A 25,578-nucleotide genomic window follows, 5' to 3' on the forward strand; every position below is an offset into this window, starting at 1 on the left:
TCCGGCTCCGGCTGGTGAAACGCAGAACGGATTCGGCTCGCTGCTCGCGAGCCGAATCCGTGCCGATGTCAGACGTGGCCGCCGGCGGCGGCAGGGGCACCGGACGCGTCGGACGGGGTAGACATCTCCCGCGCGATGAAGTTCTCCAGGTCGAACAGGTTCGATCCGGCCCGGTCGGCGATGTTGAGCAGCGTGTTCATGCGCGCGACTTCCTCGACCTGCTCCTTGAGGAACCACTGCATGAACTGCTCGCCCAGGTAGTCGCCTTCCTCGCGGGCGGTGCTGGCCAGTTGAATGATCTGGTCGGTGACCGTCTTTTCCTGGGACAAAGCCAGCGCGATCGGCTCGCGGGCGTCCTCGAAATGTGACTTGGCCGCATCGATGCCCGCGATGTCGATGCTGATATCGCGGTCGAGGAAGTACTGAACGATCATCATCGCGTGGTTACGTTCTTCTACGGACTGTGCGTAGAACCGCTTGGCCAGCTGCGGCAGATCGGCATTGTCGAACCACACCGCAATGGCGATGTACTGGTGTTCGGCGTTGAACTCATGTCGGATCTGATCTTGAAGCAGGCTGTGGAATTTGCTGCGCGGGGTTTCCGAATGACTCGACATGCCGGCAACATTAGCGCTGGTCACAGGGGTTGTCATCCAAGTGCAACCTTATTGAGGGAAGTATTTCCTAACCAAGTATTCCCTAACTAAACCTGCCCTGCCCCAGCCATTTTCGGCGCTGTGTTGTCCACCGGGACCTTGCCCGTCAGCTCGCGCCGAATGAATTCCTCTACGTCGAACAGATTTTGCTGGCGGTCCAGCACGGTGAGCAGTGTGCTCATCTCCGCGACGTCGGCCACCTGTTCTTTGAGGAACCACTGCACGAATTGTTCACCGAGATAATCGTGGGCGGTGCGCGCCGCCGCGGCGAGTCCGCTGATCTGCCCGGTGGCCGTGCGCTCGCGGTCGAGCAGGAAGGCGATCGCGGCGCGCGGCGAATCGAACTCCGAGCGCACCTCGTCGAGGCCCCCGATCGTCACCGAGACGTCGCGGTCGAGCAGATACTGGACCATCCGCATCGCATGGCCGCGGCTCTGCGCGGACCGGGCGTAGGTCTGCGCGGCCAGCTCGGGTAGTCGCTGCGTGTCGAAGTACACGGCGGCGGCCAGATACTGTTGCGCGGCGGTCAACCCGTGCTGGATCTGGTCGCGCAGCAGCTCGATGAACGAACGGTCCTCGGCCATACCGTCGACGTTACCGCGTCAGCAGGTTCTCGGGAATCTGTTGGTCGTTGGCCAGTGCCTCGAAGAAGCCGGGCGCCTTCGACTTGTCCCACAGCAGCACATTGCCCACGTCGGTGTCGTCGAAGCCGCCGATCGGCACGCTGGTGGTGACGGTGTCGCCGCGCATCGCCCAGCCGAGCGCGGCCAGGTTCCAGATGTGGTCGCCGTCATCGACTTTCAGCGAACCGGCCACGCCGGTGGCCATCGGCCACAGCGCGAACGGGTTGGCCAGCGTGCCCATGCTCGTCGCCTTCTTCAGCAGTGCCGACATGAACAGCCGCTGATGGTTCATCCGGTCGACATCGGCGCGCGGGGTGGCCCGTGTCCGCACGAATCCGAGCGCCTCCGGCCCGCTGAGCTCCTGACAGCCCGCGGGCAGGTCCAGCCCGGCGAGCGGGTCGACGATCGGCTCGTCCAGGCACATCTCGATCCCGCCGAGCGCGTCGACGACGCCGGCGAAACCGCCGAAGCCGATCTGGGCGTAGTGGTCGATCCGCAGGCCGGTCGCGATCTCGACCGTCTGCACCAGCAGCGGCGCGCCGCCGAGGGCGAACGACGCGTTGAGCTTGTCCTTGCCGTGGCCGGGAATGCTGACATACGAGTCGCGCGGCAGGCTGACCATCGTGGTCGGCCCGGAGGACGGGATGTGCACCAGCATGATCGTGTCGGTGCGTTCGGGGCCGGTGTCGCCGCCGGTCGCCAGTTCCTGCTCCTGCTCGGTCGACAGGTCACCGCGGCCGTCGGAACCGACAAGCAGCCAGTTCGTGCCCGGCGTATTGCCGATCCGGTCGCTGTAGGAGGTGAGGGCGGGGATCCGGGTGAGCGAGTTGTCGAGGTGGATGACCGCGGCGATCAGCCCGACGATCAGCGCCACCACGATCAGCATCAGCCACCGGAACGGATGGCGTCGACGAGGCCGGCGCGGCGGCCTGGCCTGCCTGCCCGCATCGGGCGGGGGCGGGGTGCGCCGGGGCGGGATGGCGTCGTGATGGGGGACCGGGCGCTGGGTCGGTGCGTGCCGGACCGGCTCGCGATGCGGCACCGGGCGCTGCGGCGGCGCGTGCCTGCGCGGCTGCTCGGGTGGCATCTGGGAGTACGCCAGCGGCTCCCCGCGGCCGTCCCGGTGCAGGACCTGGGTTGGTTCGATGTGCGAGGCGGGCGGTTCGCGGCGTGGTGCGGGGTTGTAGCGGACCGTCGGGCCATCGCCGGGCGGGGGCATGCGCCCGCCCGGGGGGTTGCCGCGGCGGACCGTCGGATCGTTGCCGGACGGCAGCGGGCGGTCCTGACGTGGACCGTTGCCGCGCCCAGGCGGCAGCGGCGGACCGCCGGGGCGGCCTGCTTGCGGCGGCACCCGGCGCCTACGCGGGTCATCGCGGGGATCGTCGCCGTTCATCACTGGGGCACTCTACTGATCGTCGGGTGCGCGGGTCGGTTGTGCGCGCTCGGTCACTACTGGGATACCCCGCTCGGCCGCCCGTGTTAGCGCGAAACGCGGGGATGTGGCCGGACTCGCCGTGACACGCCGCTCACGGCAGCCATCCGACGCGACCGCGCAGCACGGTATAGCCGAGGTAGGCGACCGCGTCGATCGTCGCGTGCGCCAGGATCAGCGGCCACAGCCGGTTCGTGCGCTGCCAGTACCGACCGAAGAGCAGGCCCATCACGATGTTGCCGAGGCCGCCGCCGATCCCCTGGTACAGGTGGTAGCTGCCGCGCAGCAGCGCCGACGCGAGCAGCGAGCGGTTGTCCGACCAGCCCAGTTGACGCAGCCGGGTGAGCAGATAACCGACCACCAGCACTTCCTCGGCCACCGAGTTCGCGCAGGCCGACAGGATCAGTACCGGCAGCCGCCACCAGTGCTCCGACAGCGAACTCGGCACGATGGTGACGCTGAATCCCAGCGCGTGCGCGAGCAGATACAGCCCGAGGCCGGGCAGGCCGATCACCGCGGCCAGCACCAGACCCGGCACCACATCGGCGCGCCCGATCTTGGCCAGGCCGATCAGCCGCGGTCCGATTCCGCTGCGCCACAACAGGTACAGGCCCAGCGCGGCCCACGCCAGCAGCCGGGTGACGCTGACGAGCTGGAACAGCAGGTCGAGCACCGAGTTGTCCGACCGGGAGGCGTTGAGCGCCACCGTGCGCCCGCCGACGCCGCCGGGCGAGAGCGCCGAATCCAGCAGCGCCAGACCGGCACTGATCCCGCTCAGCCCGAAGGTCACCAGCAAGACGACGACGATCTCCACTCGGAGACCGAACCGTTCCCGCTCGCTCAGCTGGGTGTCCGGAGGATCGACGCGCATGTCGCGCAGTGTAGGCAGCCCGCAGTGCGCCGAGCCCGGGAGCGGGTTCAGATGCGGCGCAGGCCGTTCAGAAAGGGGCATCCGGCCAGGATGCGCACCGCCTTGCTCAGCGATTCGACGTCGTCGGCGGGCGCGGCGAAGGGCAGGCGAACGTCGTGGTCGCCCTCGGTGCTCTCCACGCGCAGGGTCAGGCCGTAGCGGTCGATGGCCAGCGGATGCACCATCCCGCCGCGCAGCCGGGTCGGCAGGTGCCGGGCCAGCTGCGCGACGATGTCGGCGTGGTCCTCGGCCATGTGCTGCAGCCAGGCGCTCTCGAGTTCGCAGAACGGGTCGGGCGAGGCGGCGCGCAGGTCGGCGTGGTCGACCGATTCGGCGCCGGAGGTGTCGGCCAGCACCGCCGAATTCACCACCACGCGCAGCAGGGTGACCCCGTGCCCGACATCGAGCAGGCCCGGATGCGGGAACTCCTTGGCGATCTCGATCGCGAGCGCGCGCTGCGCCTGCTCGGGCACCTGCCGCACCCAGCCGCGCAACCACACCAGCGCCCGGACCGGCTCGCGCAGCGGCAGCGGCGCGTGATCGGTGAGTTCGAGCACCGCGGATGTCTCGTTCGCCGTCGCGGCCAAGGCCGCAGCGAGCGAGCCCGCGGGCACCGCGATCACCGCGTCGCCGCACCGGCGCAGGTGATGCAGCGTGGTCGGCACCGGATCGATGCCGGGCAGCGCGAGCATCGCCGTCTCCGCGTGCGCGCACGCGCTGCGGACGCGCTCGGCGGTCGTCGGCGCGAGGATCGTGGTGGGGCTCGACATTGACAACCTCCGCGAACTGTTGTTTAGGTAAACCTAAGCTAAGTTACCGCGACCGATCGCGCAAGAGGGACACCCCGCAGAATCGCCGAAAATCCCGCATCTACGGTGGTCTGATGACGCACGACGACCACGTGACTCCCGCCGAACCCGTCCTGGTCACCCTGTCGACGCCCGCCCGCCGCAGTCTGGTGGCAGGCCTGGTCCGACCGCTGGGCAGCGCGCCGGACACCGCGGAAGTCGTCGACGTCGACATCCCCGATGCCGAGCTGGCGGCGTTCCTGGTCCGCATTGCCCACGCCGACCACGGCTTCGTCGCCCGCACCGCCGACGGTCACCGTGCCGTCGCCATCGTTGCCGGCACCGTCGCCGCCCTGTGCGGCGAAGACATCCCGACCGCCCTCGCGAATCCCGATGTCGAATTCCTGACCGCGCTCAAGCCGCCGGCCATCGAAGCAACCCGGACGGTTCTGCTCGCCATCGAAACCGGTGATGAGCAGGCGATCATGGATGCTCTCCTGGTGTTGGATTCCTGAGCCGGGCCGACTTCGGACAACGATCCAGCTAATCTTTCTGTGTGCCGCGTATTGCGTATTTCGGGCCGTCCGGGACGTTCACCGAGATGGCTCTGGCGAAGTTCGAGAACTCGGGGGCCTTCGACGGCCCGGTCGAGCGGGTAGCCGCGCCGAGTCAGGGTGCGGCGCTCGATCTGATCCGGTCCGGCGATGTCGACGGCGCGGTGGTGCCGATCGAGAGTTCCGTCGAGGGATCGATTCCGGCGACGCTGGATTCGCTGGCCATCGGGCCGCGGTTGCAGATCATCGCCGAGACCGAGCTCGAGGTGGCCTTCACGATCGTGGCGCGCCACGGCACCACTCTCGACCAGGTGCGCACGCTGGCTGCCTACCCGGTGGCGGCCGCGCAGGTCAGGCAGTGGGTGGCGCGGAACATGCCGGACGCGCGGCCGTTCACGTCGGCCTCCAACGCGGCCGCCGCCGAGGACGTGGCCGCGGGAACCGCCGACGCCGCCGTGTCGACCGCGCTGGCGGGCGAACGGCTCGGACTGGCCACGCTGGCCGCCGGAGTGGCCGACCACGACCAGGCGATCACCCGGTTCGTGCTGGTGACGCGGCCTGGCGTCGCGCCGCACGCGACCGGCGCCGATCGCACCTCGATCGTGCTCGAACTGCCGAACGAGCCCGGCTCGCTGATGCGCGCGTTCGCCGAATTCGCCACGCGCGGAGTCGATCTGACCAGGATCGAGTCGCGGCCGACCCGCACCTCGATGGGTACCTACCGCTTCTACCTGGACTGCGTCGGGCACCTCGACGATCCGGCGGTCGCGGAGACGCTGAAGGCATTGCATCGCACGGCGCAGGTCCGGTTCCTCGGATCGTGGCCCGCGTACTCGGCAGTCGGAACGCCGCCCCCGTCGGACGAACCTGCCGCAGAATGGTTGACGCAATTGCGAAAGGGGGTCGCTGACCTATGACGACACGCGCGAAGCTGGTGCTGGTGCGGCACGGCGAGACCGAGGGCAACGTCGCGAAGATCCTCGATACCCAGGTGCCCGGCCTCCCGCTGACCGAACGTGGTGTGGCACAGGCGAAAGCGTTCGGCGCGAGCCTGGTGCGCGCGCCGCAGGTGCTGGTGTCGTCGGCGGCGCTGCGCGCCAGGCAGACAGCGAGCTACATCGAGGCGGCGACCGGCTCGCCCGTCCATGTTCTCGACGGTCTGTTCGAGGTGCAGGTCGGCGAGCTGCACGGGCGCTCGGACCCGGAGGCGCACGACTTCTTCCAGCAGATCTACCGCGGCTGGCATATCGGCGAACTCGATATCAGGGCGCCCGGCGGCGAATCTGGTCACGAGGTGCTCGACCGGATCGTGCCGGTGCTCGAAGGGCTGCGCACGGAGTTCCTGACCGGCGACGCCGACGGTGACGTAGTGGTCGTCAACCACGGCGCCGCCATGCGGCTGGTCGCCAAGACGCTGGCCGGGGTGGCGCCGCCGTTCACGACGAACAACCACCTCGACAACACCGAGACGATCGAACTGCTGCCCACCGAGGACGGCGGCTGGGAGTGCCTGCGCTGGGGCAGGTTCACGCCGCCGTTCACGGTCAAGGCCGAGCCGACGGCCGACGACCCGATGGGGTGATTACCCCAGGTTGTCGGCCTTCGCGGCCGGGAATTCGGTGCGGATCGGCAGTGACTCGATGAGATCGGCGACCGCGGTCCGCAGGCGCGCGTTCGTGCCGGAGGCGATGGACGACCACTTCACGCCGTCGTCGGCGACGCTGGCGGTGATGATGAATCTGCCTGCGCGCGTGTTGAACACGGCGATGTGGTTGTCCTGGATGTCGCGGGTGCCGTCACCGTAGGCGACGCCGACGATCTCGGCGTAGGAGTGGATCTCCACCAGTGCCGAGGCGAGCGCGGGCGCGTCGGTGGCCGGTTTGCCGATCTTGCTCAGCCGCTCCGTGGTGGCCGCGACGTCGCCGGTGTCGCCGAAGATCGGCGCGAGTTCCTCGGTGGGAGCGTTCATCCCGTACAGCTCGAGCGCTTCGGACTGCCCGAGCGCCTGCAGTACCGCGCCGGGCAGGTCCAGGCCCGCGTCATCGATGACGTAGGACTCCGGCCCGCGCAGGGCGACGACCGCGCGGTCGTCGCCCTGCGCCAGACAGAACCGGTTCACGTGGCCCTGGACAACCCACCGCAGCGCGATGATCCACTGCGGCCGGTAGAGCACCCGCAGGCGCTCGGCCAGCTCGGGCGCCACCACCTCACCGAACAGCAGTTCGCGTTCGGTGAGGGCGGCCTCGGCAGCCTGCATGGCCGCGTCGTGCGCCGCGACATGGTCGTAGCGGCCCATGGCGTCGAGCACCACGGGCATCTCGTCGAACTGCAGCTTCTCCAGGAGGAACTGCATGTCGTCGAGCGAGAGCACGACGGCCTCGAGCAGTGAACCCCCGCTGCCCCCGCCGAGAACCGTCACTTGGCCGTTCCGGCGAGGTCGGCGCCGATCACACCTTCGGCGGTGTAGCGGCCGTCGGTGAAGGGCTCGCTGGAGCGGCCGTAGTCGATGGCGTCGTGCTCGTCGTCGTCCTCGCCGTCGGCCCGGTTGCCGAGCAGCGGGTTGGCGGCGGCGCCGGTGTTGCGCACGGGCGCGCTGTCGACGCGGGAGACGACCGACTCGCTGACCGGAGCGGCCGTGGGCGCGCTCGCGGCCGGAGCGCCCCAGCCCTCGGGCATCTTGAGCTGACCGGGGGCGAGCGAGACACCGCCGAGGCCGGCCGCCGAGGTCGCCACGCCCGCCGCGGCACCGGCAGCGCCGACGCCTGCCATGGCGGGAGCCGCGGCGGTGGCCGCCGCGGGCATGGTCGCCGTGGTGGCGGCCGAGATGGCGGAGGCGCCGAGGTTGCCGACAGTGCCGACACCGCTGCTGACGACACCACCGGCGACATTGGCCGCCTGGGTGGCCGCGCTGACGACACCGGGGTTGGTGACGAAGGCCTGCGCCGCGGCGACCGCGGTGGACAGCGGGTCACCGCCGAAATCGCCCTGCGCCGCGGTGCCGGCACCGCTGGCGATCGTCGGCGGCATCGAGAACTCGCCCGGCGTGGTGACGGTGGCCGTGGTGGCGGCCTCGTAGGTCTCCATCACCAGCGCGGCGCGGATGTCCATGGCGTGGCGGGCCACCTCGGCGGCCTCGAACGCGCCGGAGACGACGCCGGGCGGGTTGGCCGACACGGCGACCGCGGTGTTGGTCGCGGCGATCTCGGGCAGGCTCGGCATGGCGAGCGAGGCAACGGTGTAGGCGGTGGCGTTGGCCGTGGCCTTGGCGCTCATCGCCGCGGCCATGATGCCCTGCTGGCCCGCCCAGGCGCCGAAGGGCGCGAGCTTGGCGAGCACGGCGAGACCGTTGACGCCCTGCAGGCCGACACCGATCTCGGCGATCACGCGCGTCACGGTGAAGGCGGCATCGCCCCACGCGGCGGCCAGCGTGCCCCACGAGGTGGCCGCGGCCGAGATCGGAATCGCGTGTGCGCCCGCGTTGAGCGTGGTCGAGTTGACTTCTGCCATACGCGGCAGCCAGAAGACCCCGGTGATCCCTGCGGTCATGCTTGTTTCTCCCCTGAATGAATGATCGTCGACGGATCGGGTACGGCTACACCTGGATGGCGGTGATCGCCGCCGCTTCGGCGAGGTCTTCGCCGATGTTGGTGACCAGTTGCGAGCGCAGGGTCGCGGCCGCGTGATGCAGCTCGAGGATGCCCTGGGCGACCGAGCTGTCGTGCGTGGCGGCAGCCCTGTTGAAGTGCGACGCCGCGAGCAGCGACACCTCTTCGGCTCCCGAGGGGAGCACGTGCGTGGTTGGCCCGGCCAGGCCGGCGGCCACGGCGAGCCGCTCGGCGAGCAGATCCAGCTCGGCGGCTGCGGCGAGGACGATTTCAGGTGTGACGAGAACGTGTCCGACCATGACCCGACTCCTTCTGGTGGCGACTAACGGGAACCACGAGAATTCCCCCTACGAGTGATAGGACGCGAGAGCGGGTCGTTCGGTTCCATCGATTCCCCACCCAATTTTCGCTAGCCCCATCCCAGCTCATGCAACCGGTCGTCGTCAATCCCGAAATAGTGTGCTATTTCATGGATCACGGTGATCGCTACTTCCTCGACCACCTCGTCGTCGGTGTTGCAGATGTCGAGAATAGCCTCTCGATAGATGGTCACGGTATCCGGAAGCGAACCCGCGTAGTAGCTGTCGCGGTCGGTCAGCGCGATCCCGTGATACAGCCCGAGCAGCGAGGGTTCCTCGTCGTTCCTAGCCTCGACCAGCACAACGACATTGTCGATGGCCCCGGCCAGTTCGGGCGGGATCAGGTCGAGCGCGTCGCCGACCAGCTCCTCGAACCGTTCCGGCGACATCCTGGCAGGCCCGGTCACCGCGGCTTCGGCTGCGGCGGCAGCGGTGCGGCGCCCGGCAGCGGCGCCGGGGTGGAGCGGCCGGTGTTCGGCGGCGGCACCGGTGCCTGCCCGTCGATCAGGATCTCGCCGCGCGCCGAACCGACGATCGGCGCGAAACCCTCACGGTCGGAGCCCTTTCCGAGCCAGCAATCCAGTTTGTGACTTCCCGCAAGCCAACTGGTCGGTTCCAGATAGTCGAAGAACAGTGTCAGCGTCTTGTTCCGAATGGCGTCCGGGCTGCCGAGATAGTCGGTGGAGAGCCGGTTGCATTCGGCCTCGACGAACTTGTCCTGATCGGCTTCCGACGGCGGTCCGCCGGTGAAGTTGGCCGCCAGGTCGACGGTGCCGACGATCTCGACCGCGTGCGGCTGCGCGCAGTCGACCGGATCGGTCGGCAGGTTCTGGTTGATGCCGAGGCAGGTGCCGGTCGCGTGCACCTTCGACTGGTCCTGGCCCGAGATGCTGCCCGTCGCGGCCGGGCTCGCCGAGGTGCCCGCCACCTGCAGACCGCAGCGCAGTGTCCGGTCGCCGTGCTGCCAGCCCGCCGGGCTCGGCGACATCACGTTGACCATGTACCGGCCGCGCGGATCGAAGCGCCCGCCCAGGTACCGCTGCACCGCCGGGACGCAGTGCTCGTCCCTGAGCTCGGTCATCCGCAGCGAGTCGGGGTGCCTGGTGCCGCCCGCGAACTCGCGCCCCGGGTAGGCGCTGAGGTCGACGACCCCGGCCACCTCGAACAGGTGCTTGTCCGCGCAGTTGACCTTCACCAGATCGCTGCGGTCGGCCTTGGTCCAGCTCAGGCAGTCGCCCTCGTTCGCGCTGCTGAACTCCTTGTCCCTGATCACCGGCGCCGACCCGGGCTGATGCGCCTCCAGGCCGGTGTCGTTCTCGAACCCGGTGACCACCATGGTGACCATCGCCGCGATCACCGCGCCCAGCGCGCCGATCAGCAGCCCCCACCGCAGTTTGTTCGCGGACAGGTGCAGCGAATCGGCGGCGCGGCGCGGCGCCGGTCCCTTGGCTGGTTCACTCTGCTGTTCAGACATCGCGGTCCATCATGGCAGCGCGGTCGCGGCTGTGCCACGACCTTCGGCCCGGAACGTCCGAACGCACGTCCCGGGCCCCGGTCGAGGTCAGCCCCGCAGGGCGGAGGCGAAGATGCCGAGCAGGCGGGTCGGCTTGCCGTCGCCGTAGAACTCGGTCAGCTTGCGGCCGGTGGCCGTTCCGGTCTTGTTGGAGACGAACCACGGCGGCTTCGGGGTGGTGGTGAATTCGCCGCGCAGGATCGAGCGCGGTGCGGGCCGGAACGGTCCGCGCACCACGGTGCGTTCCACGTCGTCGAGCAGGAAGGCGTTGTGCACGACGCCGATGCCGCTCTGGATGTCGTCGAGCGTGTGGCCGGGGAAGGCGCCCCAGCTCGCGCGCGGGGTCAGGAAGGCCAGACCGGTCCAGGAGTTGAGCGCGACGGTGCCGTAGCGCAGGTCCTCGATCGCGGAGTCGAGCTTGTCGCCCAGTTCCTTGATGGTCGCCGGGTGTGCGATGATGTTGGCCCCGAGCGTGCCCATCAGCTCCTCGTTGGCGAAATCGACCGCGTTGCGCAGGAACTCGTCGCCGGTGCCCGCGAGCTCGACCACGCCGAGGACGGGGGAGAAGTACTCCGTGCGCAACAGCGGAGTGTCGCTGGTCGGCAGGTTCTCGACCAGGACCCGGCCGTTGGCCCGCTCGGAACCGGGGTAGTCCGCCAGCGCGCCCTCGACCCGCCCGCCGCTGCCGGGGTAGTAGGCGGGACGCGACGGCGCGTTATCGATCGCGGAGCGCAGCTCGGTGAGGAACTGTTCCTTGAGCGGCCAGTCCGCGCTGAGCACCACGGTCTGCGCCGCGACGCAGTTGTAGCCGCCGTTGTGCAGACGCTGGGTCGCCACGTGCTCGGCCTGGAACTTCAGGTCGGCCGCCGTCCAGTCGCCCGGGACGACGATGCACGGCGCGACGCCGCCGAGCTCGCTGGTGATCGGCTTGTCCAGCGCGGGCTCGCCGGTCTGCTTGCGCTGCGCGCCCTGCTCGCCGGGGCCCCACACGATCGCGTCGTGGGTGGGCGCGCCGCCGGTCATGTGCACGTGCGCGACCTGCGGGTGGTTCACCAGGTAGCCGCCCTCCGGCGCGCCACCGGTGAGGATGCGGACGGCGCCGATCGCGATGAACGGCGCGAAGATCGCCTGGAACACCGGTAGCAGCGGATCGGTGATCGGGTTGAGCTTGAGCGCGACGACCCGATTGTTGGCGTAGAGCTCGTAGAGGGTGTCCAGCGGCGCGATCGACATGATGTTGCCCGCGCCGAGCACGGCCCCGACGCCACCGGTCGCGGCCGGGTCGAGCTGGGCGAGGCCCGCCTTGCGCCGCGCGGTCGCCGCGTCGACGCCGGGCCGCAGCCACACATCGGCGCTGAACCCGTTGAGCAGCAGCCTGTCGTAGCCGCTGTGCGGCAGGGCGGGCACCGACACGCGGCCGCCGGGCGCGGTACCGAACTCGACACCGTCGAGCGGGCTCGCGCCACGTTCGAGCGCGGCCATCGACTCGGCCAGCGCCTGCGCGCCGCCGAGCATCGTCATCGGGCCCGACATCCACTCCTCACCGGCCAGCGGGCTGTCGGCGGGCAGCTGCTTGATGGTGCAGGCGGCCGCGACCCAGGCCTCGGCGTTGCGGGCGGTGAGCGCGTGGAGTTCCTCGAGCAGTTCGCGGCGGCGACGCAGATCCGTCGCGGCCCAGGTCTTCTCCCCTTGTGTGAGATCGGCGAGTGCGTTGTCGATGACGGCGGTGTCGAAAGTAGTACTCACACCGGCAACTATGCCCCTGTTCCGGCCACAAGGCATCAGCTACTAGGCTGTTTTCCTATGATCGACCTCCGATTCCTGCGCGAGAACCCGGAAGCCGTCCGAGCCTCGCAGCGGGCCCGCGGTGAGGACCCCGCTCTCGTCGACGCCCTGCTCGAAGCCGACGCCGCGCGCCGGGCCGCGGTCGCCACCGCCGACACGTTGCGTGCCGAGCACAAGGCGATGGGCAAGGTGATCGGCAAGGCGAGCAAGGAGGAGCGCCCGTCGCTGCTCGCCGCCGCGACCGACATGTCCGCCAAGGTCAAGGAGGCCGAGGTCGCCCAGAACGCGGCCGACGCCGATCTCGATGCCGCGCACCGCGCCATCTCCAATGTGGTGCAGGAGGGCGCGCCCGCGGGCGGCGAGGACGACTACATCGTGCTCGAGACCGTCGGCACCCCGCCGGAGTTCGACTTCGAGCCCAAGGATCACCTCGAGCTCGGCGAGTCGCTCGGCCTGATCGATATGGAGCGCGGCGCCAAGGTGTCGGGCTCACGGTTCTACTTCCTCACCGGCGCGGGCGCGCTGTTGCAGCTGGGCCTGTTGCAGCTGGCCGCGCAGAAGGCCGTCGCCAACGGCTTCACCATGATGATCCCGCCGGTGCTGGTGCGCCCGGAGATCATGGCGGGCACCGGCTTCCTCGGCCAGCATTCGGCCGAGGTCTATCACCTGGCCGACGACGATCTGTACCTCGTCGGCACCTCTGAGGTGCCGCTGGCCGGCTACCACGCCGAGGAGATCCTCGACTTGAGCGCGGGCCCGAAGCGGTACGCGGGCTGGTCGTCGTGTTTCCGGCGCGAGGCCGGTAGCTACGGCAAGGACACCCGCGGCATCATCCGCGTGCACCAGTTCGACAAGGTGGAGATGTTCGTCTACACCACCCCCGAGCAGGCCGATGCCGAGCATCAGCGGTTGCTGGCCTGGGAGCGCGAGATGCTGGCCGCGATCGATGTGCCCTACCGGGTGATCGATGTGGCCGCGGGCGATCTGGGCAGCTCGGCGGCCCGCAAATTCGACTGCGAGGCCTGGGTGCCGACCCAGCAGACCTACCGCGAGCTCACCTCCACCTCGAACTGCACCACCTTCCAGGCGCGCAGGCTCTCGATCCGCTACCGGGACGAGAACGGAAAGCCGCAGGTCGCGGCCACGCTCAACGGCACGCTGGCGACCACGCGCTGGATCGTCGCGATCCTGGAGAACCATCAGCAGGCCGACGGTTCGGTGCGGGTCCCCGCGGCGTTGGTGCCGTTCGTCGGCACCGACGTACTGAAACCGTAGAGCTCTTCACTGTTTGCCGGAATCACTTTTGTTGATGTGGCAAACGCCCTGACCGAACAACATCTAGGCTGGTGCTCGTGCGAGGAATCGGGGCGCGCGGCGATACCCGAACCCGGGTGCGGGCGGCATCGGCGTTGGCGACGGCAAAGGTCATGGCCAGGACAACGGGGGCGTTCTACGTCCTCGGCGGTGTCCTCGGCCTGACGATCACTGCCATCGCACCGGGTGACGACGGTAGTCGGCTGCTGGTCGGTACGGCGGCCGCGGTCGCGCTGGTGCTCGGTCTGACATTGCTGGCGTGGGGTCCGCGGATGCCGCACACCCTGCACCACCTCTACCTGGCGACCGCGACCGTCCTGGTGACGATCGCGGTGCACTCCTTCCCGAACCTGGTCGGCGGCATCACGCTGGCCTCGTTCTACGTCTTCGTCGCCTGCGATGCCGCGCTGTTCTTCGCCTGGCCGCAGGCCGCCGCGCACATCGGCTTCGCCATGGTGCTGTGCCTGTGGGTGCTGCCCGACCGTGGCCTGCCGTGGTGGTCGGGCATGATCCCGGCCGGCGTCACCTTCGGCGCGGGCGTGGTCGTCGGCATCCTGACCAGGATGGCCTCGGACGCCGACATAGACGTGCTCACCGGTCTGCTGAACCGGCGCGGCTTCGAGAAGCAGCTCAACCCCGCGATCGATGCGGCGGGCCGCAGCGGTCAGGGCCTTGCCCTGGTCCTGGTCGACCTGGACCGCTTCCAGAAGATCAACGATCACCTCGGCCACCGGGCCGGTGACGCGGTCCTGCAGCGGGTCGCCGACACCTGGCTCGACCTGCTCGCCCCCGACCAGGTGCTGGCCCGCCTCGGCGGCGACGTCTTCGCGCTGCTGCTGCCCGGCACCACCGAGCAGGCCGCGATCCTGCTCACCGAGAAACTGCGCGCCGCGGTGACCATGGGCTGTTCGGCCGGTGTCACCTCCTGGCAGCCGGGCGAATCCGGTTCGTTGCTGATCAGCCGCGCCGATGTCGGCCTGTACCGGGCCAAGCAGGCAGGCCGCAACCGCACGGTGCTCGAGTCGTCGCGGCAGCTGCCGCTGGCAGTGGAGCTGCGCGAGGCGATCGACCGCGGCGCCCTCGACGTGCACTATCAGCCGATCGTCAGCCTGACCGAGGACGGCGGCCAGGCGGTCGGTGTCGAGGCGCTGCTGCGCTGGTCGTCGAACGCCCAGCCCGAGGTCACCACCGAGGGCCTGATCCGGGTCGCCGAGGAATACGACCTCATCTCCGACCTGGACGAGCTGGTCCTGCGCCGTGCCTGCGCCGACGCCGCCCGCCTGCAGGAAAGCTTCGCCTCGCTCGACCTGACCCTCAACGTCAACGTCTCCGGCCTGGAACTGGCCGAACCCGACTACGCCGAGCGGGTCGCGACCATCCTCAACGACACCGGCTGGCCCGCCGACCAGCTCGTCCTCGAGGTCACCGAGAGCGAACTGGCCGCCGAATCGCAGACCGCGATCACCAACCTGCACACTCTGCGCGACCGTGGCGTGCGCATCGCCATCGACGATTTCGGCACCGGCTACTCCTCGCTGAGCCGCCTGGCCACCATCCCCAGCGACATCCTCAAGGTCGACCAGTCCTTCGTCGCCGCGATCCGCTCCGATTCGCCGGCGCCGCCGCTGCTCGGTGTCATCGCCGCGCTCAGCAAGTCGCTGGATCTGCAGGTCATCGCCGAGGGCGTGGAAACCGAATACCAGGCGGCGGTCCTCACCGAGCTCGGCTTCGCGCTGGCCCAGGGCTACCACTACAGCGATTCGCATCCGGTCTCGGAACTGATCAACGACCTCAACGACCTCAACGACGGTAAACCGCGGATCGGCACCTCCGACGACGACGATTCGCTGTCCGAGAGCGGCTGGATCCCCCTCGGATAATCGCTTGACGCACCGCGCGTGCGCGGCGAACCATGGACGCATGCGCATGCTCATCTACGGCTGTTGATCTTCGGAGCTCCGACGACTCGGTGCGGCGGTGGTGTCACGGTTGACCCGTGAACCGGTCGGCGTCCGCGGGGTCGCCATTCGCGCGGTCCTGTTCAAGGGCACGCGCGACCTCCTGCCGATCTATGCCCTCTACGGCGTGCTGTTCGCCGATCACGGCCTGAGCACTGCGCAGATTTCCCTGTTGCTCGCCCTCTGGTCGGTGACCGCGTTCGTGCTGGAGGTTCCGTCGGGCGCGTGGGCCGACACCGTCTCCCGGCGTGCGCTGCTGGTTCTGAGTTCGCTCCTGCAGGCGACCTGCTTCGCGCTGTGGATGCTGGCGCCGTCGTTCCTCGGATTCGCGCTGGGATTCGTGGTGTGGGGTGTCGCCTCGTCCCTGGAATCGGGCACGTTCGAGGCGCTGATCTACGACGACCTCGTCGTCCGCGGCGAACCGTCGGCCTACGCCTCGATCATGGGCTGGGCGCGCGGTGCGCAGGAAACCACGGTGCTGGTGGCGATTCTGGCGGCCGCGCCGCTGTTCGCGCTCGGTGGCTATCCGCTGGTCGGCTGGGTCAGCGTCGGTATCGCCTTGCTGCACACGCTGACCGCGGTCGCGCTGCCGAGCGCGCCGGTCGCCATCTCCGCCGGCGCCGTCGACGACCTCGACGACGAGCCACCGGGCACTGCCGGGCCACACGTCGTCCCTGGGTCGTCGCAGTCGATGTCCGGCGCCGAGCCCGGGGGACTGTCCCGCTACGTGACCATGCTGCGCACCGGCACCGCCGAGGCGTTCCGGGTTCGCCGGGTTCGCCGAGGAGTCCTGTTGGGCGCCTTGCTCTATGGCGTCACCGCCTTCGACGAGTACTTCGGTCTGCTCGCGGTCTCCGGCGGTGCTTCGACCAGCACCTCCGCGCTGCTGGTCGCCGTGACGGTGGCGGGCTCGCTCGTGGGTTCCGTGCTGGCAGGCCGCACCGAAGTCGTCCCGGCCCGCTGGCTGGCCGTCGCGCTGTTCCTCGCCGGAATCCTGTTCATCGCGGGATCGCTGGCGGTGGGCGCCGCGCTCACGGCAGGCCCGTGGCTGCTGTGGGTCGGTTTCGCCGGGATCGGCATCGCCTACGGTATCGACTTCAACATCGAGGTGGTGGCGGGCGCCCGCCTGCAGGCCGCCATCGAGGGCCGTGCGCGCGCGACCGTCCTCTCGTTCTCCGGCCTGCTCTCGGAGATCGTGGCCCTGCTGGTCTTCGGCTTCGTCGCCGCGGCCACCCAGTGGCTGACGATGTCGGCCACGATCGCCCTGCTCGGCACGGTCCTGCTCGTGTCCGCGCTGCTCACCCCGAGCTGGCTGCCGCCACGGGCGGACGACGACTGATCACCACCGCAGCATCGGCAGCGGACGAAGGGGATGTCGCACGAGGTGCCGGAGCCCGCTGCGCACGAGGAACCGATGGAACCCGGCATAGGGAAACCGCTCGACGACCTGCGCGATGAACTCCGCATCGATGCGTCCACGCAGCACGCCGTGGCCGACATCGACGCGGTCGGCCAGCCGGAACGTCTCGACCAGCGGATCCGTCCGCGCCCGCACACCGTGATGCTCGAGCACCATCGTCTGCGCGAGCTCCGGTTCGGTGATCCCGAATTCGGCCGCGAACCCGTCGACCAGGTCGGCCGACGGCCCGAGATAGTCGAACGTGCCGGCCGTCCAGATCCCGAGATCGTGCACGGCCCAGGCCAGGGCGGCGGTGTCGGGAAGTTCGCCGCCGAGCAGTTCCCGCTGGTAGTTGGCACAGCGATAGACGTGATGGCGATAGGTCCGTTCGTCCCCGCCCAGCGCCGCGTGATGACGCTCCAGCACCGCGTCGATCACCGGATGGGACAGCATCGGAACCCTGGCCGCTGACATCGTTTTCGCCCCCTGCCGAACCATCCGGACAGCCGCCGGAGTCGCAGGTCAGTCTACTGTCGAAAGCTACGACGGCGAGCTGACGGAAGGACGCGGTGGTCGGGCGCAACGGTCTCGGGTTGGTCTTCGGATTCTGCATCGGTGCCGGTGTCGCGGTGCAGGGCCGGATCAACGGCGCGCTCGGCGCCGAGCTGGGTGACGGTGTCGCGGCCGCAACGATCAGCTTCGGCACCGGCCTGCTCGTGCTGCTGATCGCCTTGGCGGCCAGTCCGGCCTTCCGGTCCGGCCTCGCGAGCGTGCGTACCGCCGTGGCCGACGGCACCGTGCGGCCGTGGCAGCTGCTCGGCGGTCTGTGCGGGGCGTTCTTCGTCGCGAGTCAGGGACTCACGATCGCCGCCATCGGCGTCACCGCGTTCACCGTCGCGGTCGTCGCCGGTCAGCTGCTCAGCAGCCTCGTCGTCGACCGCCTCGGCCTCGCCCCGAACGGCCGGACATCGATCACCCCGTGGCGGGTGGTCGCCGCCGTCCTCGGCATCGCGGGCGTCTTCCTCTCGGCGGGCGGCAATTCCGGCCCGGCCCCCGCGGCAACCGGGGTATCCGATGCCCTGCTCATCGTGCTGCCCGCGCTGGCAGGCATCGGCCTGGCCTGGCAGCAGGCGGTGAACGGCCGGGTCGGCGCGGTCGGCGGTCCCTTCCCGGCCACCCTGATCAACTTCGCCGTCGGCCTGGTCGCGCTCTGCCTGTTCGACGTGTACACCCTGCTCACCGCCGACTTCCCGGCGCACTTCCCGACGGCCCCGTGGCTCTACCTCGGCGGCCTGATCGGCGTCGCGTTCATCGCCCTCGCCGCGGTCACCGTCGGCCTGATCGGCGTCCTGCTCCTCGGCCTCACCTCGGTGGCGGGCCAGCTCGTCGCGGCGCTGCTGCTCGACGCCGCGGACGGAAGACTGTCGGCCACCGCGGTTCTCAGCTGCGCGATCGTGCTCGGTGCGGTGGTGGTGGCGAGCCGAGCGACGCAGACGGGTGGTAGCTAGCGTCACCACCGACGATCCGTCGACCACCGCGCTGAACGTTCCCGCTAATCGGCCACGCGGGGAACCATCGGTGCATGTGGTGAATGCTCAGCGCAGTCGGCGGTCAACGCCTGGCCGCGCGGCCAGATGGGCGACGGCGCCGGGTGTTAGGTTGCTCGCGAACGAACCGAGCTCGCCGAACGATCGTGGCGAACTCGCCCGCGATGGCGGGATCGAAGTGGGGGAGTACCGAAGTGATCGAGCCGCTGTCGCCGGGCGAATCGCCGATGATCGGCCGCTACCGGATCCACGGTGTGCTCGGCGCGGGCGGCATGGGCCGCGTCGTGCTGGCCACCGGCCCGGACGGACGTTTCGTCGCGATCAAGCAGATCCACACCCATCTGCTCGACGACCGCGAATTCCGCGCGCGCTTCGAACGCGAAGTAGCCATATCCGCCCGGGTATCCGGCGCCTTCACCGCCGCGGTCGTCGACTTCGATACCAGCGGCGAAACACCCTGGCTGGCCTCGGTATTCATCGCAGGCGTGCCCCTCGACAAGGCAGTGCGCGAACACGGCCCACTGCCCGTCCCGGCCCTGCGCACCCTCGCCTCCGGCCTGGCCTCCGCCCTGCACTCCATCCACAGCACCGGCCTGGTCCACCGTGACCTCAAGCCCGCCAACGTGATCCTCGCCGCCGACGGCCCACGCGTCATCGACTTCGGCATCGCCCAGGCGGTCGGCACCGGCGCCCAGCTCACCGAGGTCGGCGCCGTCGTCGGCTCACCCGCGTACATGTCCCCGGAACAGGCGATGAGCGAACCGGTGACCTCGGCCAGCGACGTCTTCTCCCTCGGCTCCCTGTTGTGCATGGCCGCCACCGGCCAGAGCCCGTTCGCGGCGACATCGGCGCCCTACACCCTGTTCAACATCGTCCACAGCGAACCGCAACTCGACCAGGTACCCGCACCGCTGCGTGAGTTGATCGCCGGTTGCCTGCGCAAGGATCCGCACACCAGGCCGACGCCGGGCCAGATCCTGGACTACCTCGGTGTCCTGCCGGTCCAGCCGCAACCGTGGCCGTCGCCGATTCACACCGAAATAGCGGAGCAGACCAGGAATCTCGTCGCGCTGACCTCGGATCCCGAAGCAACACAGATCGTTCCCGCACACATGCCGATCCAGCCACCCGCGGGCACGCCGCCGACGGCGCCGCACCAGAAGCGCCGTACCGCACTGCGACTGGGACTCGTCGCGGCGGGAGCGGCGGTGCTCGTCGCCGCGCTGACCGCGGTAGTCCTGCGTGGTGGCGAATCCGAGTCTCCGTCTGCCGCACCGTCGGCGACCCTCCCAGCTCTCGATCGGCTCCGCGGAATCGACGCGTGTACCTGGCTACAGCAGAGTCTCGGCCAGACCCTGCCCGCGGCCGTCGCCGTCAAGGCATCCTCGGACGTTTCCTCCTGGCGCTGGCAGTCGACGTCGAGCTGGGGCTGTGACGGTAGTTCCGGCGGTGGCCGCATCGCGGTCGAAATCGGCGCCGCACTGGACGGATTCGAATCCGGCGCCGGGGTCGTCAACGGATACGCGCTGGTTCGCCGCGGTGACGACTGTGCCCTCGCGATCGAGGGTGGCGCGGATGGGCAGCGGTGGGGGATCACGGTCGACACCTTCACCCGCGATTCCTGCTCGCTCGCCGAGCACGTCGTCGGCCGGCTCACCGCGTCACTCGGCGAGCTGCGCGCCGATCCCACCGCGCAGCAGTCGCTGTCCTCGGTCGATCCCTGTGCGCTGGTGGACAGGCCGACGCCGGGCGTCGCGAAGTCCGCCCATGTCTGCGAGTGGACCGGCGATACGAACGTGCGAATCACGCTCTCACAACCGGCCAGGCCGCAGACATCGGCCGAAGAGGACGTGATCGATATCGGGGATGGTGTCGTGGTGATCGATCCCCGGGTCGCCGTATCGTCAGTGTCGGCGACCGAATGTCAGCGGCTATACCGATTCCGCAATGTCGGCCAGACTTTCACCGAGGTCGTCGAGATGCTGGTCAGTGATCCGAAGCAGAACACGACGGCGTTGTGCAAGGTCGCCGACCCTCTCGTGAAGCAGGCTGCCGGCAGGTTGCCCGCGCGGTAGCGGCGGGCGATCCGCGGGTGATAGTTTCACGGCAGAGTTCGGGAGGGGCCGGCGTTCAGTTCGCCGGTCGGAGGGGAATGCTCGTGCGTTACCGGTCGCGTTGTCTCGCGGCGCTGCTGTCGCTCGCGCTGCTCACCGCGGCGTGCGGTGACGAACCCGCGGCACTCGATCACGGTGGGTATGCGCTGGAACCGGTGCCGGGCGACTTCGACGACGCGCCGAGCCGCGTGCGCGGTTCGCTGGTGGAATCGGTGCGCATCGGTGAGCGACTGCTGTTCGCCGACCGCGTCGACCCCGACCTGATCGAGGGTGACGGCGGCGGCGTGGTCGTCGGGCCGAACGGGGTCGACGAGCTGCTCTCCGGTGTGCAGAAGACGGCGCTCGATCCATTCGACGTCCTGGCCGGCTTCGGCGCGATCGGCAGCAACGGCCAGCTCGACAACGAGCAGAAGCACAAGTTGCTGTCGATCACGATCCTGTCGTTGCCCGACGCGGAGCAGGCAGGCGCCGCCGCGCACGCGATGGCCGCAGCCGACTTCGGCGCCAACGCCGAGAACGCGCCGCTGCCGCCGCTGCCCGAATACCCGGCGGCGCTGAGTCATTGGCGACCCGGAGTTCCGACGGTCGGCAGCTGGCTGGTGTGGAAGAACCTGGTGATCCGGGTGTACGCGAAGGTCATCGATCCGCGCGCCGAGGTGCTGACCGACTTGCTCACTCGCACCTACCGCGCACAGCTGGCCGAACTCGACACCTTCGTCCCGACTCCCCCCGCAGACCTGGCGACGCTGAAACTCGACAGCGGGCACCTGCTGACCCGGATGGTGAAGACCGGCGAATACTGGCCCGACCGCTGGGAATTCATGGTCTACGGACCACGGTCCTACGCGCTGCTCCTCGACAAGCCCTCGGCACGCCTGCGGGATTTCGAAGCGAGCTCGATCGACGCGGTCGCGGTGGCGCACAACAAGTTCCTGCACCGCGCGAAGGATCAGGACGCCGCGCAGACGCACGCCGAGAACGAGGAGAAGGTGCTGCTCGCCGCGGATTACACGGCGATCACCGCGCCCGCCCTCGCCGGTGTGTCGTGCTTTCGTGCGGCGCGCCCCAATACCGAGGTGAGTGCCGCCCGTCGGTTCGTCTGCGTGGTGCGCCGCAACGAGTTCGTCGTTCGCATGTACAGCAATCAGGAATCCGATGTCCGGCAACTGGCGGTCGCGCAGTACGCGTTGCTGAGCGGATCCCGGTGAGACGGGAGACGACGCGATGAAACCGCTTGGCCCGCAAGACCCCGAACAGCTGGGCCGGCATCGCCTGCTCGCCGTGATCGGCCGCGGTGGGATGGGACAGGTGCTGCTCGGCCGGAGCCCGGACGGCCGGCTGGTCGCGGTCAAGCAGATCCACCGCCAGTTCACCGGCGACCCCGAGTTCCGGGCCAGGTTCCGCCGTGAGGTACTCGCCTCCCAGCAGGTCACCGGCGCCTACACCGCCGGTGTCGTCGACCACGACGCCGAGTCCGAAACGCCCTGGCTGGCTTCGGAATACATCGCCGGTCCGTCCTTGCAGGACATGGTCGGCGAGTTCGGCCGGCTGACGGTGAGCGGGCTGAAGCTGCTGGCGACCGGGTTGGCGATGGCGCTGCTCGAGATCCATCGCACCGGCTTGGTGCACCGTGACCTCAAGCCGAGCAACATCCTGTTGACCAACGACGGGCCGCGGGTGATCGACTTCGGTATCGCCAGGGCACTCGAGGACGATGTCACGCTCACCGCCACCGGCGCGGTGATCGGCTCGCCCGCCTACATGTCGCCCGAGCAGGCCGAATGCCGTTCGCTCACACCGGCGTCGGATGTGTTCGCGGTCGGGGCGATCCTGGCGATGGCCGCCACCGGCCGGAGTCCGTTCGATGCCGCGTCGACGCCGCAGGTGCTCTACAACGTGCTCTACACGTCCCCGGACACCACCGCCATCCCCGAGCCGATCCGCGGGATGGTCGAGGCGTGTCTGGCGAAGGATCCGGCGGACCGCCCGTCACCCGAGCAGCTGCTCGACGCGGCGAGCGGGATCGCGGCGGAGCCGGTGTGGCCGGTTCGTATCCGAAGGCGAATCGGCGAATACTCCGCCGAGGCGGCGCGCTGGGCCGACGGCACCGCGATGGCCGAACCGGTGGCCGACGAACAGGCCGGGCGGGTGCGGCCGCGCCTGGTCCCCATCGCCGCCGTGGTGGCGGCGGTGGTGCTCGGCGCCGTCGCGATGGTGGGTTTCGGCGTCGAGGGCAACGCGGTCGCGATGGACGACCCGCCGCTGGCGCTGTCCGCCGAGGAGAGCCGCCGGCTCGATGTCTGCGAGCTGATGAAGCCGCCGGTGCTCGGTGAACTCGGCACGGCGGCAGGCGAACTCGTGCCGAAGGGCGTGAGTGGTTGCAGCATCTTCTATCGCGATCCGGCCGGTAGCAAGGTGTACTTCACCCTCGAGACCGGTACCCCGATCGCCGAGATCAAGCGCGGCAAACAACCCATGGGCAGCACCATCGACTGGATGCCGGTGCTCGGCAGGAACAAGGAGGCCCGCATCTGTGATCGCACGGTCGTGACGCAGAGCGGGCTGCCGATGGCGCTGACGATGAGCGCTCAGTCACCGGATGGCGACGCGTGTCCCGCCGCGGAACGCGCACTCGGCGCGGTGGTCCGGCGGCTGGCGGTCAACCCACCGCAGAAGAAGCTCCCGGCGGACTCGGTGCTGTTGCTCGATGCCTGCGCGCTGATGGATAGGCCGGTCACCGCCTCGGTGGTCGGTGATGCGGTCCGCGCCCGCACGGTGCACGGCTGCACGGCCGACGGGCCGGGCGGCTATGCCGCACTCGGCATCGACGATCGCCTCCGCCCGGACAACGTGACCGGTGGCAAGGTGCGACCGACCAGGAAGATCGGGGAGCACCTCGTGTATGTGCAGACCGAGAACGCGAGCTACTGCGAGCTGGTCGTGATGACCCGGCCGAGCCGGGACAACCAGGCCGAACAGGTGAGCGTCATGTTCTCCCCGTACCGGCCCGAGCCCGAGTCGTCGAAGCTGTGCGACACCGCGGCCACGCTGCTCGCCCCCGTTCTCCCGAAGTTGCCCACCTCATGACGATCCGCCGGCGTGGTCCCGGCGAACCCGAAACCATCGGACGCTATCGCGTCCTGGGGGCCCTCGAATCGGCCGTCGGGTTCCACACGCTGCTCGCGGCCGGGCCCGACGACTCCCTGGTCGTCGTGCGGCAGGCCCAGCCGGAGTTGCTCGACGAGCCCGAGTTCCGGATCAGGATGCGGCACAGTGCAGTTGCCGAGATGCGTGTCCGCGGCGCTACCAACACGACGGTGATCGATGTCGACGCCGATGCCGACAAGCCGTGGCTCGCCTCGGCCTTCGTGCCCGGCGTGCGGCTCGACCGCGCGGTCGCCGAACACGGCCCGCTGCCGGTGCCCGCCGTCCGCGCGCTCGCCGCCGCGTTGGCCGCCGCGCTGCGCACCGTGCATGCCGCGGGCCTGGTGCATCAGCGGCTCCGGGCCGATTCGGTGCTGTTGGCGCGCGACAGCGGTCGGCTCGGCGAAATCGGCATCACGCCGGTCGCCGGACCACCGTCGGCCGGGAGCGTGACCACCCTCGGTACTCCGGACTTCCTGTCGCCCGAACAGGCTCTCGGCCTGTCGATCACCCCGGCGGCCGATGTCTTCGCGCTCGGGTCGGTGCTCGCCTTCGCGGCGTCGGGCAGTGCGCCGTTCGCCGCGCCGTCGGTGCCGTACACCCTGTTCAATATCGCTCAGCGAGAACCGGATCTGAGCCAGGTACCCGAACCGCTGTTCGAGCTGATCGCCGCGTGCCTGCGCAAGGACCCCGCGGCCCGGCCGACGCCGGGGCAGATCCTGGACTACCTCGGCGGCCCGCCCGCGGCGCCCGCACCGTGGCCCGCGCCGGTGCTCGACGACATCGGCCGCCAGCAGGACCAGGTGTCGGCCCTGCTCGCCGCGTTACCGCCGATCGTCGCACCGGAGACTCCACCGGCCCGGCCGTGGACCGAAGTCCTCTCCCGCGTCGGGCATACCGCGCTCGAAACCGGCAGGCGCGCAATGCGATCCGGTCGGCAGCGCTGGCGCGCGGCAACGCCGGGCCGTCGGCGCGGGGTGGCAGGCGGGTTGGCGGCATTGCTGCTCGTCGTCGGTGGCATCACCTTTGCCGCCACGCGACCGGAAACCATCCCGCCCCCGGTGACCGGATTGACCCTCGCCCAACTGCGGCAGATCGATGCCTGCGCCTGGCTCGGCTCGGCCCTCGGCGACGCCGTCCCGGTCGCGCCGACTCCGCTGGCAGCCGACACCTGGAAACTACAGCCGTCCTCTTCCTGGGGCTGCCACGCCAGCTCCAACCGCAACATCCTGAGCCTGGCTCTGGGAGCCGAGGACACGTACCTGACGCCCCACCGGAACATCGTCGACGGTGTGCCGATCATCGACGGCAGTTCGGCATCCTGCACGCGGGCCATCGCCAGTCCGGGGGCGGAAAGCCCGGCGGGCATCGTCATCACTCTCTCGCCGGCGAACGGCGGGAAGGAGTGCGACGGCATCGACTACATCGCCGCCAACATCGCCCGATCGCTGTCGACCGCGCCGCGCGCCGAGAACCGGCAGTCGTCCCTGGCACTGGTCGAGCCGTGCCCCCTGCTCGATCGTGACCTCGTCACGGCCAAGATCGGCGAGCTGCCGCCGGAACCCTCGATCGCGGACGCGCACACCTGCCAGTGGGATGCCCGCGTGCAACTCAGCGTGAAACTGGTCAGCAGCAGCAAATACACCTCGGGCGACGACCTGGTGACGATCTCCGTCGACGGTTTCACGATGTTCGTCGACGAGGGCAATGCGAAGGCCATCTGCACCAGGGCCTACCTCGCCCCGAAATCCGAGAAGGAGACGATCGAGGTGTCCGTGCACGGTACCGAAGGCTTCCGCGAGGATTACTGCGCGATCGCCACCGCGGTGTTGCGCTCGGCGGTGGAGCGGTTGCCCACCCGCTGAGGTCCCCGCTCG

Annotated in this window: 23 protein-coding genes; 11 read left to right on the plus strand and 12 right to left on the minus strand. The window is 69.6% G+C overall.

All coding sequences use genetic code 11. The features are described from left to right. Positions 1–68 precede the first annotated feature (68 nt). The 5 genes from IEY60_RS22900 to IEY60_RS22920 all read right to left on the minus strand — a co-directional run bounded on the left by IEY60_RS22900 (position 69) and on the right by IEY60_RS22920 (position 4,391). Entirely contained in the window at positions 69–617 is a 549-nt protein-coding gene (locus IEY60_RS22900) for a ferritin (protein ID WP_189032503.1), read from the minus strand. Positions 618–703: 86 nt separating this feature from the next. After that, positions 704–1,240, minus strand: a complete 537-nt coding sequence (locus IEY60_RS22905; RefSeq protein WP_189031931.1) for a ferritin — start codon at positions 1,238–1,240, stop codon at positions 704–706. A 10-nt stretch (positions 1,241–1,250) separates the two neighbouring features. Continuing rightward, on the minus strand, positions 1,251–2,672 hold the full coding sequence (locus IEY60_RS22910) for an LCP family protein (protein WP_229740043.1): 1,422 nt from the start codon (positions 2,670–2,672) through the stop codon (positions 1,251–1,253). Between the two features lie 133 nt (positions 2,673–2,805). Further along, positions 2,806–3,582 (minus strand): CPBP family intramembrane glutamic endopeptidase, encoded by a 777-nt coding sequence (locus IEY60_RS22915; RefSeq protein WP_189031933.1) that lies wholly within the window; start codon positions 3,580–3,582, stop codon positions 2,806–2,808. Between the two features lie 47 nt (positions 3,583–3,629). Continuing rightward, a complete protein-coding gene (locus tag IEY60_RS22920) occupies positions 3,630–4,391 on the minus strand; it encodes a DUF2470 domain-containing protein (protein ID WP_189031935.1) in 762 nt (253 codons plus the stop codon). 113 nt (positions 4,392–4,504) lie between these two features. On the opposite strand from IEY60_RS22920, the gene IEY60_RS22925 reads away from it, so the two are divergent. From IEY60_RS22925 to IEY60_RS22935, 3 genes are read left to right on the plus strand one after another with little or no spacing between them, the layout of a single operon-like run. Next, a complete protein-coding gene (locus IEY60_RS22925) occupies positions 4,505–4,924 on the plus strand; it encodes a hypothetical protein (RefSeq protein ID WP_189031937.1) in 420 nt (139 codons plus the stop codon). Positions 4,925–4,965: 41 nt separating this feature from the next. Beyond that, entirely contained in the window at positions 4,966–5,880 is a 915-nt protein-coding gene (gene pheA / locus IEY60_RS22930; protein ID WP_189031939.1) for a prephenate dehydratase, read from the plus strand. Beyond that, positions 5,877–6,545: a histidine phosphatase family protein gene (locus IEY60_RS22935; protein ID WP_189031941.1), complete on the plus strand. Its 669-nt coding sequence runs from the start codon at positions 5,877–5,879 to the stop codon at positions 6,543–6,545. The genes pheA and IEY60_RS22935 overlap by 4 nt, the downstream gene beginning before the upstream one ends. On the opposite strand, the gene IEY60_RS22940 is transcribed toward IEY60_RS22935, so the two are convergent. The 6 genes from IEY60_RS22940 to IEY60_RS22965 form a co-directional block, all read right to left on the minus strand. Then, positions 6,546–7,382: an ESX secretion-associated protein EspG gene (locus IEY60_RS22940; RefSeq protein ID WP_189031943.1), complete on the minus strand. Its 837-nt coding sequence runs from the start codon at positions 7,380–7,382 to the stop codon at positions 6,546–6,548. Continuing rightward, positions 7,379–8,509 (minus strand): PPE family protein, encoded by a 1,131-nt coding sequence (locus IEY60_RS22945; protein WP_189031945.1) that lies wholly within the window; start codon positions 8,507–8,509, stop codon positions 7,379–7,381. Before IEY60_RS22945 ends, IEY60_RS22940 begins: the two co-directional genes overlap by 4 nt. A gap of 46 nt (positions 8,510–8,555) precedes the next feature. Next, positions 8,556–8,867: a PE family protein gene (locus IEY60_RS22950; RefSeq protein ID WP_189031947.1), complete on the minus strand. Its 312-nt coding sequence runs from the start codon at positions 8,865–8,867 to the stop codon at positions 8,556–8,558. Between the two features lie 110 nt (positions 8,868–8,977). Next, on the minus strand, positions 8,978–9,316 hold the full coding sequence (locus IEY60_RS22955) for a metallopeptidase family protein (protein ID WP_189032507.1): 339 nt from the start codon (positions 9,314–9,316) through the stop codon (positions 8,978–8,980). Between the two features lie 14 nt (positions 9,317–9,330). Further along, entirely contained in the window at positions 9,331–10,401 is a 1,071-nt protein-coding gene (locus IEY60_RS22960; RefSeq protein WP_189031949.1) for a septum formation family protein, read from the minus strand. Between the two features lie 87 nt (positions 10,402–10,488). Beyond that, positions 10,489–12,186 carry an aldehyde dehydrogenase family protein gene (locus IEY60_RS22965; protein WP_229740044.1) on the minus strand — a complete coding sequence of 566 codons (1,698 nt, stop codon included), beginning with the start codon at positions 12,184–12,186 and terminating at the stop codon, positions 10,489–10,491. Between the two features lie 57 nt (positions 12,187–12,243). Between IEY60_RS22965 and serS the strand changes: the two genes are divergently transcribed. The 3 genes from serS (at position 12,244) to IEY60_RS22980 (ending at position 16,836) form a co-directional block, all read left to right on the plus strand. Continuing rightward, positions 12,244–13,500, plus strand: a complete 1,257-nt coding sequence (gene serS / locus IEY60_RS22970) for a serine--tRNA ligase (protein ID WP_189031953.1) — start codon at positions 12,244–12,246, stop codon at positions 13,498–13,500. Positions 13,501–13,577: 77 nt separating this feature from the next. Continuing rightward, the gene (locus tag IEY60_RS22975; RefSeq protein ID WP_229740045.1) at positions 13,578–15,419 is read left to right on the plus strand and encodes a putative bifunctional diguanylate cyclase/phosphodiesterase; all 1,842 of its coding nucleotides are present in this window, start codon (positions 13,578–13,580) and stop codon (positions 15,417–15,419) included. Positions 15,420–15,519: 100 nt separating this feature from the next. Continuing rightward, on the plus strand, positions 15,520–16,836 hold the full coding sequence (locus IEY60_RS22980) for an MFS transporter (RefSeq protein WP_189031955.1): 1,317 nt from the start codon (positions 15,520–15,522) through the stop codon (positions 16,834–16,836). Here the strand turns inward: IEY60_RS22980 and IEY60_RS22985 are convergent, their stop codons facing one another. After that, positions 16,837–17,370, minus strand: a complete 534-nt coding sequence (locus IEY60_RS22985) for a hypothetical protein (RefSeq protein WP_189031957.1) — start codon at positions 17,368–17,370, stop codon at positions 16,837–16,839. 95 nt (positions 17,371–17,465) lie between these two features. On the opposite strand from IEY60_RS22985, the gene IEY60_RS22990 reads away from it, so the two are divergent. The 5 genes from IEY60_RS22990 to IEY60_RS23010 all read left to right on the plus strand — a co-directional run bounded on the left by IEY60_RS22990 (position 17,466) and on the right by IEY60_RS23010 (position 25,566). Then, complete coding sequence (locus IEY60_RS22990) at positions 17,466–18,404, plus strand: DMT family transporter (protein WP_189031959.1); 939 nt, start codon at positions 17,466–17,468, stop codon at positions 18,402–18,404. 233 nt (positions 18,405–18,637) lie between these two features. Next, on the plus strand, positions 18,638–20,518 hold the full coding sequence (locus tag IEY60_RS22995) for a serine/threonine-protein kinase (RefSeq protein WP_229740047.1): 1,881 nt from the start codon (positions 18,638–18,640) through the stop codon (positions 20,516–20,518). An 83-nt stretch (positions 20,519–20,601) separates the two neighbouring features. Beyond that, positions 20,602–21,765 (plus strand): DUF7373 family lipoprotein, encoded by a 1,164-nt coding sequence (locus IEY60_RS23000; protein ID WP_189031961.1) that lies wholly within the window; start codon positions 20,602–20,604, stop codon positions 21,763–21,765. A gap of 16 nt (positions 21,766–21,781) precedes the next feature. After that, entirely contained in the window at positions 21,782–23,644 is a 1,863-nt protein-coding gene (locus IEY60_RS23005; RefSeq protein ID WP_189031963.1) for a serine/threonine-protein kinase, read from the plus strand. Next, a complete protein-coding gene (locus IEY60_RS23010; protein WP_189031972.1) occupies positions 23,641–25,566 on the plus strand; it encodes a protein kinase domain-containing protein in 1,926 nt (641 codons plus the stop codon). The genes IEY60_RS23005 and IEY60_RS23010 overlap by 4 nt, the downstream gene beginning before the upstream one ends. Positions 25,567–25,578: the final 12 nt, after the last annotated feature.

The sequence above is a fragment of the Nocardia rhizosphaerihabitans genome, from assembly GCF_014646295.1.
In the GTDB taxonomy this organism is placed as follows: Bacteria; Actinomycetota; Actinomycetes; order Mycobacteriales; family Mycobacteriaceae; genus Nocardia; species Nocardia rhizosphaerihabitans.

Bases quoted from the DNA above. Each gene is read 5' to 3' on its own strand.
- IEY60_RS22935 (WP_189031941.1), top strand. From the start codon at position 5,877: ATGACGACACGCGCGAAGCTGGTGCTGGTGCGGCACGGCGAGACCGAG.
- IEY60_RS22915 (WP_189031933.1), bottom strand. From the start codon at position 3,582: ATGCGCGTCGATCCTCCGGACACCCAGCTGAGCGAGCGGGAACGGTTC.
- IEY60_RS22960 (WP_189031949.1), bottom strand. From the start codon at position 10,401: ATGTCTGAACAGCAGAGTGAACCAGCCAAGGGACCGGCGCCGCGCCGC.
- IEY60_RS22925 (WP_189031937.1), top strand. From the start codon at position 4,505: ATGACGCACGACGACCACGTGACTCCCGCCGAACCCGTCCTGGTCACC.
- serS (WP_189031953.1), top strand. From the start codon at position 12,244: ATGATCGACCTCCGATTCCTGCGCGAGAACCCGGAAGCCGTCCGAGCC.
- IEY60_RS22945 (WP_189031945.1), bottom strand. From the start codon at position 8,509: ATGACCGCAGGGATCACCGGGGTCTTCTGGCTGCCGCGTATGGCAGAA.
- IEY60_RS22950 (WP_189031947.1), bottom strand. From the start codon at position 8,867: ATGGTCGGACACGTTCTCGTCACACCTGAAATCGTCCTCGCCGCAGCC.
- IEY60_RS23005 (WP_189031963.1), top strand. From the start codon at position 21,782: ATGAAACCGCTTGGCCCGCAAGACCCCGAACAGCTGGGCCGGCATCGC.
- IEY60_RS22905 (WP_189031931.1), bottom strand. From the start codon at position 1,240: ATGGCCGAGGACCGTTCGTTCATCGAGCTGCTGCGCGACCAGATCCAG.
- IEY60_RS22985 (WP_189031957.1), bottom strand. From the start codon at position 17,370: ATGTCAGCGGCCAGGGTTCCGATGCTGTCCCATCCGGTGATCGACGCG.
- IEY60_RS22920 (WP_189031935.1), bottom strand. From the start codon at position 4,391: ATGTCGAGCCCCACCACGATCCTCGCGCCGACGACCGCCGAGCGCGTC.
- IEY60_RS22900 (WP_189032503.1), bottom strand. From the start codon at position 617: ATGTCGAGTCATTCGGAAACCCCGCGCAGCAAATTCCACAGCCTGCTT.
- IEY60_RS23010 (WP_189031972.1), top strand. From the start codon at position 23,641: ATGACGATCCGCCGGCGTGGTCCCGGCGAACCCGAAACCATCGGACGC.
- IEY60_RS22955 (WP_189032507.1), bottom strand. From the start codon at position 9,316: ATGTCGCCGGAACGGTTCGAGGAGCTGGTCGGCGACGCGCTCGACCTG.
- IEY60_RS22910 (WP_229740043.1), bottom strand. From the start codon at position 2,672: ATGAACGGCGACGATCCCCGCGATGACCCGCGTAGGCGCCGGGTGCCG.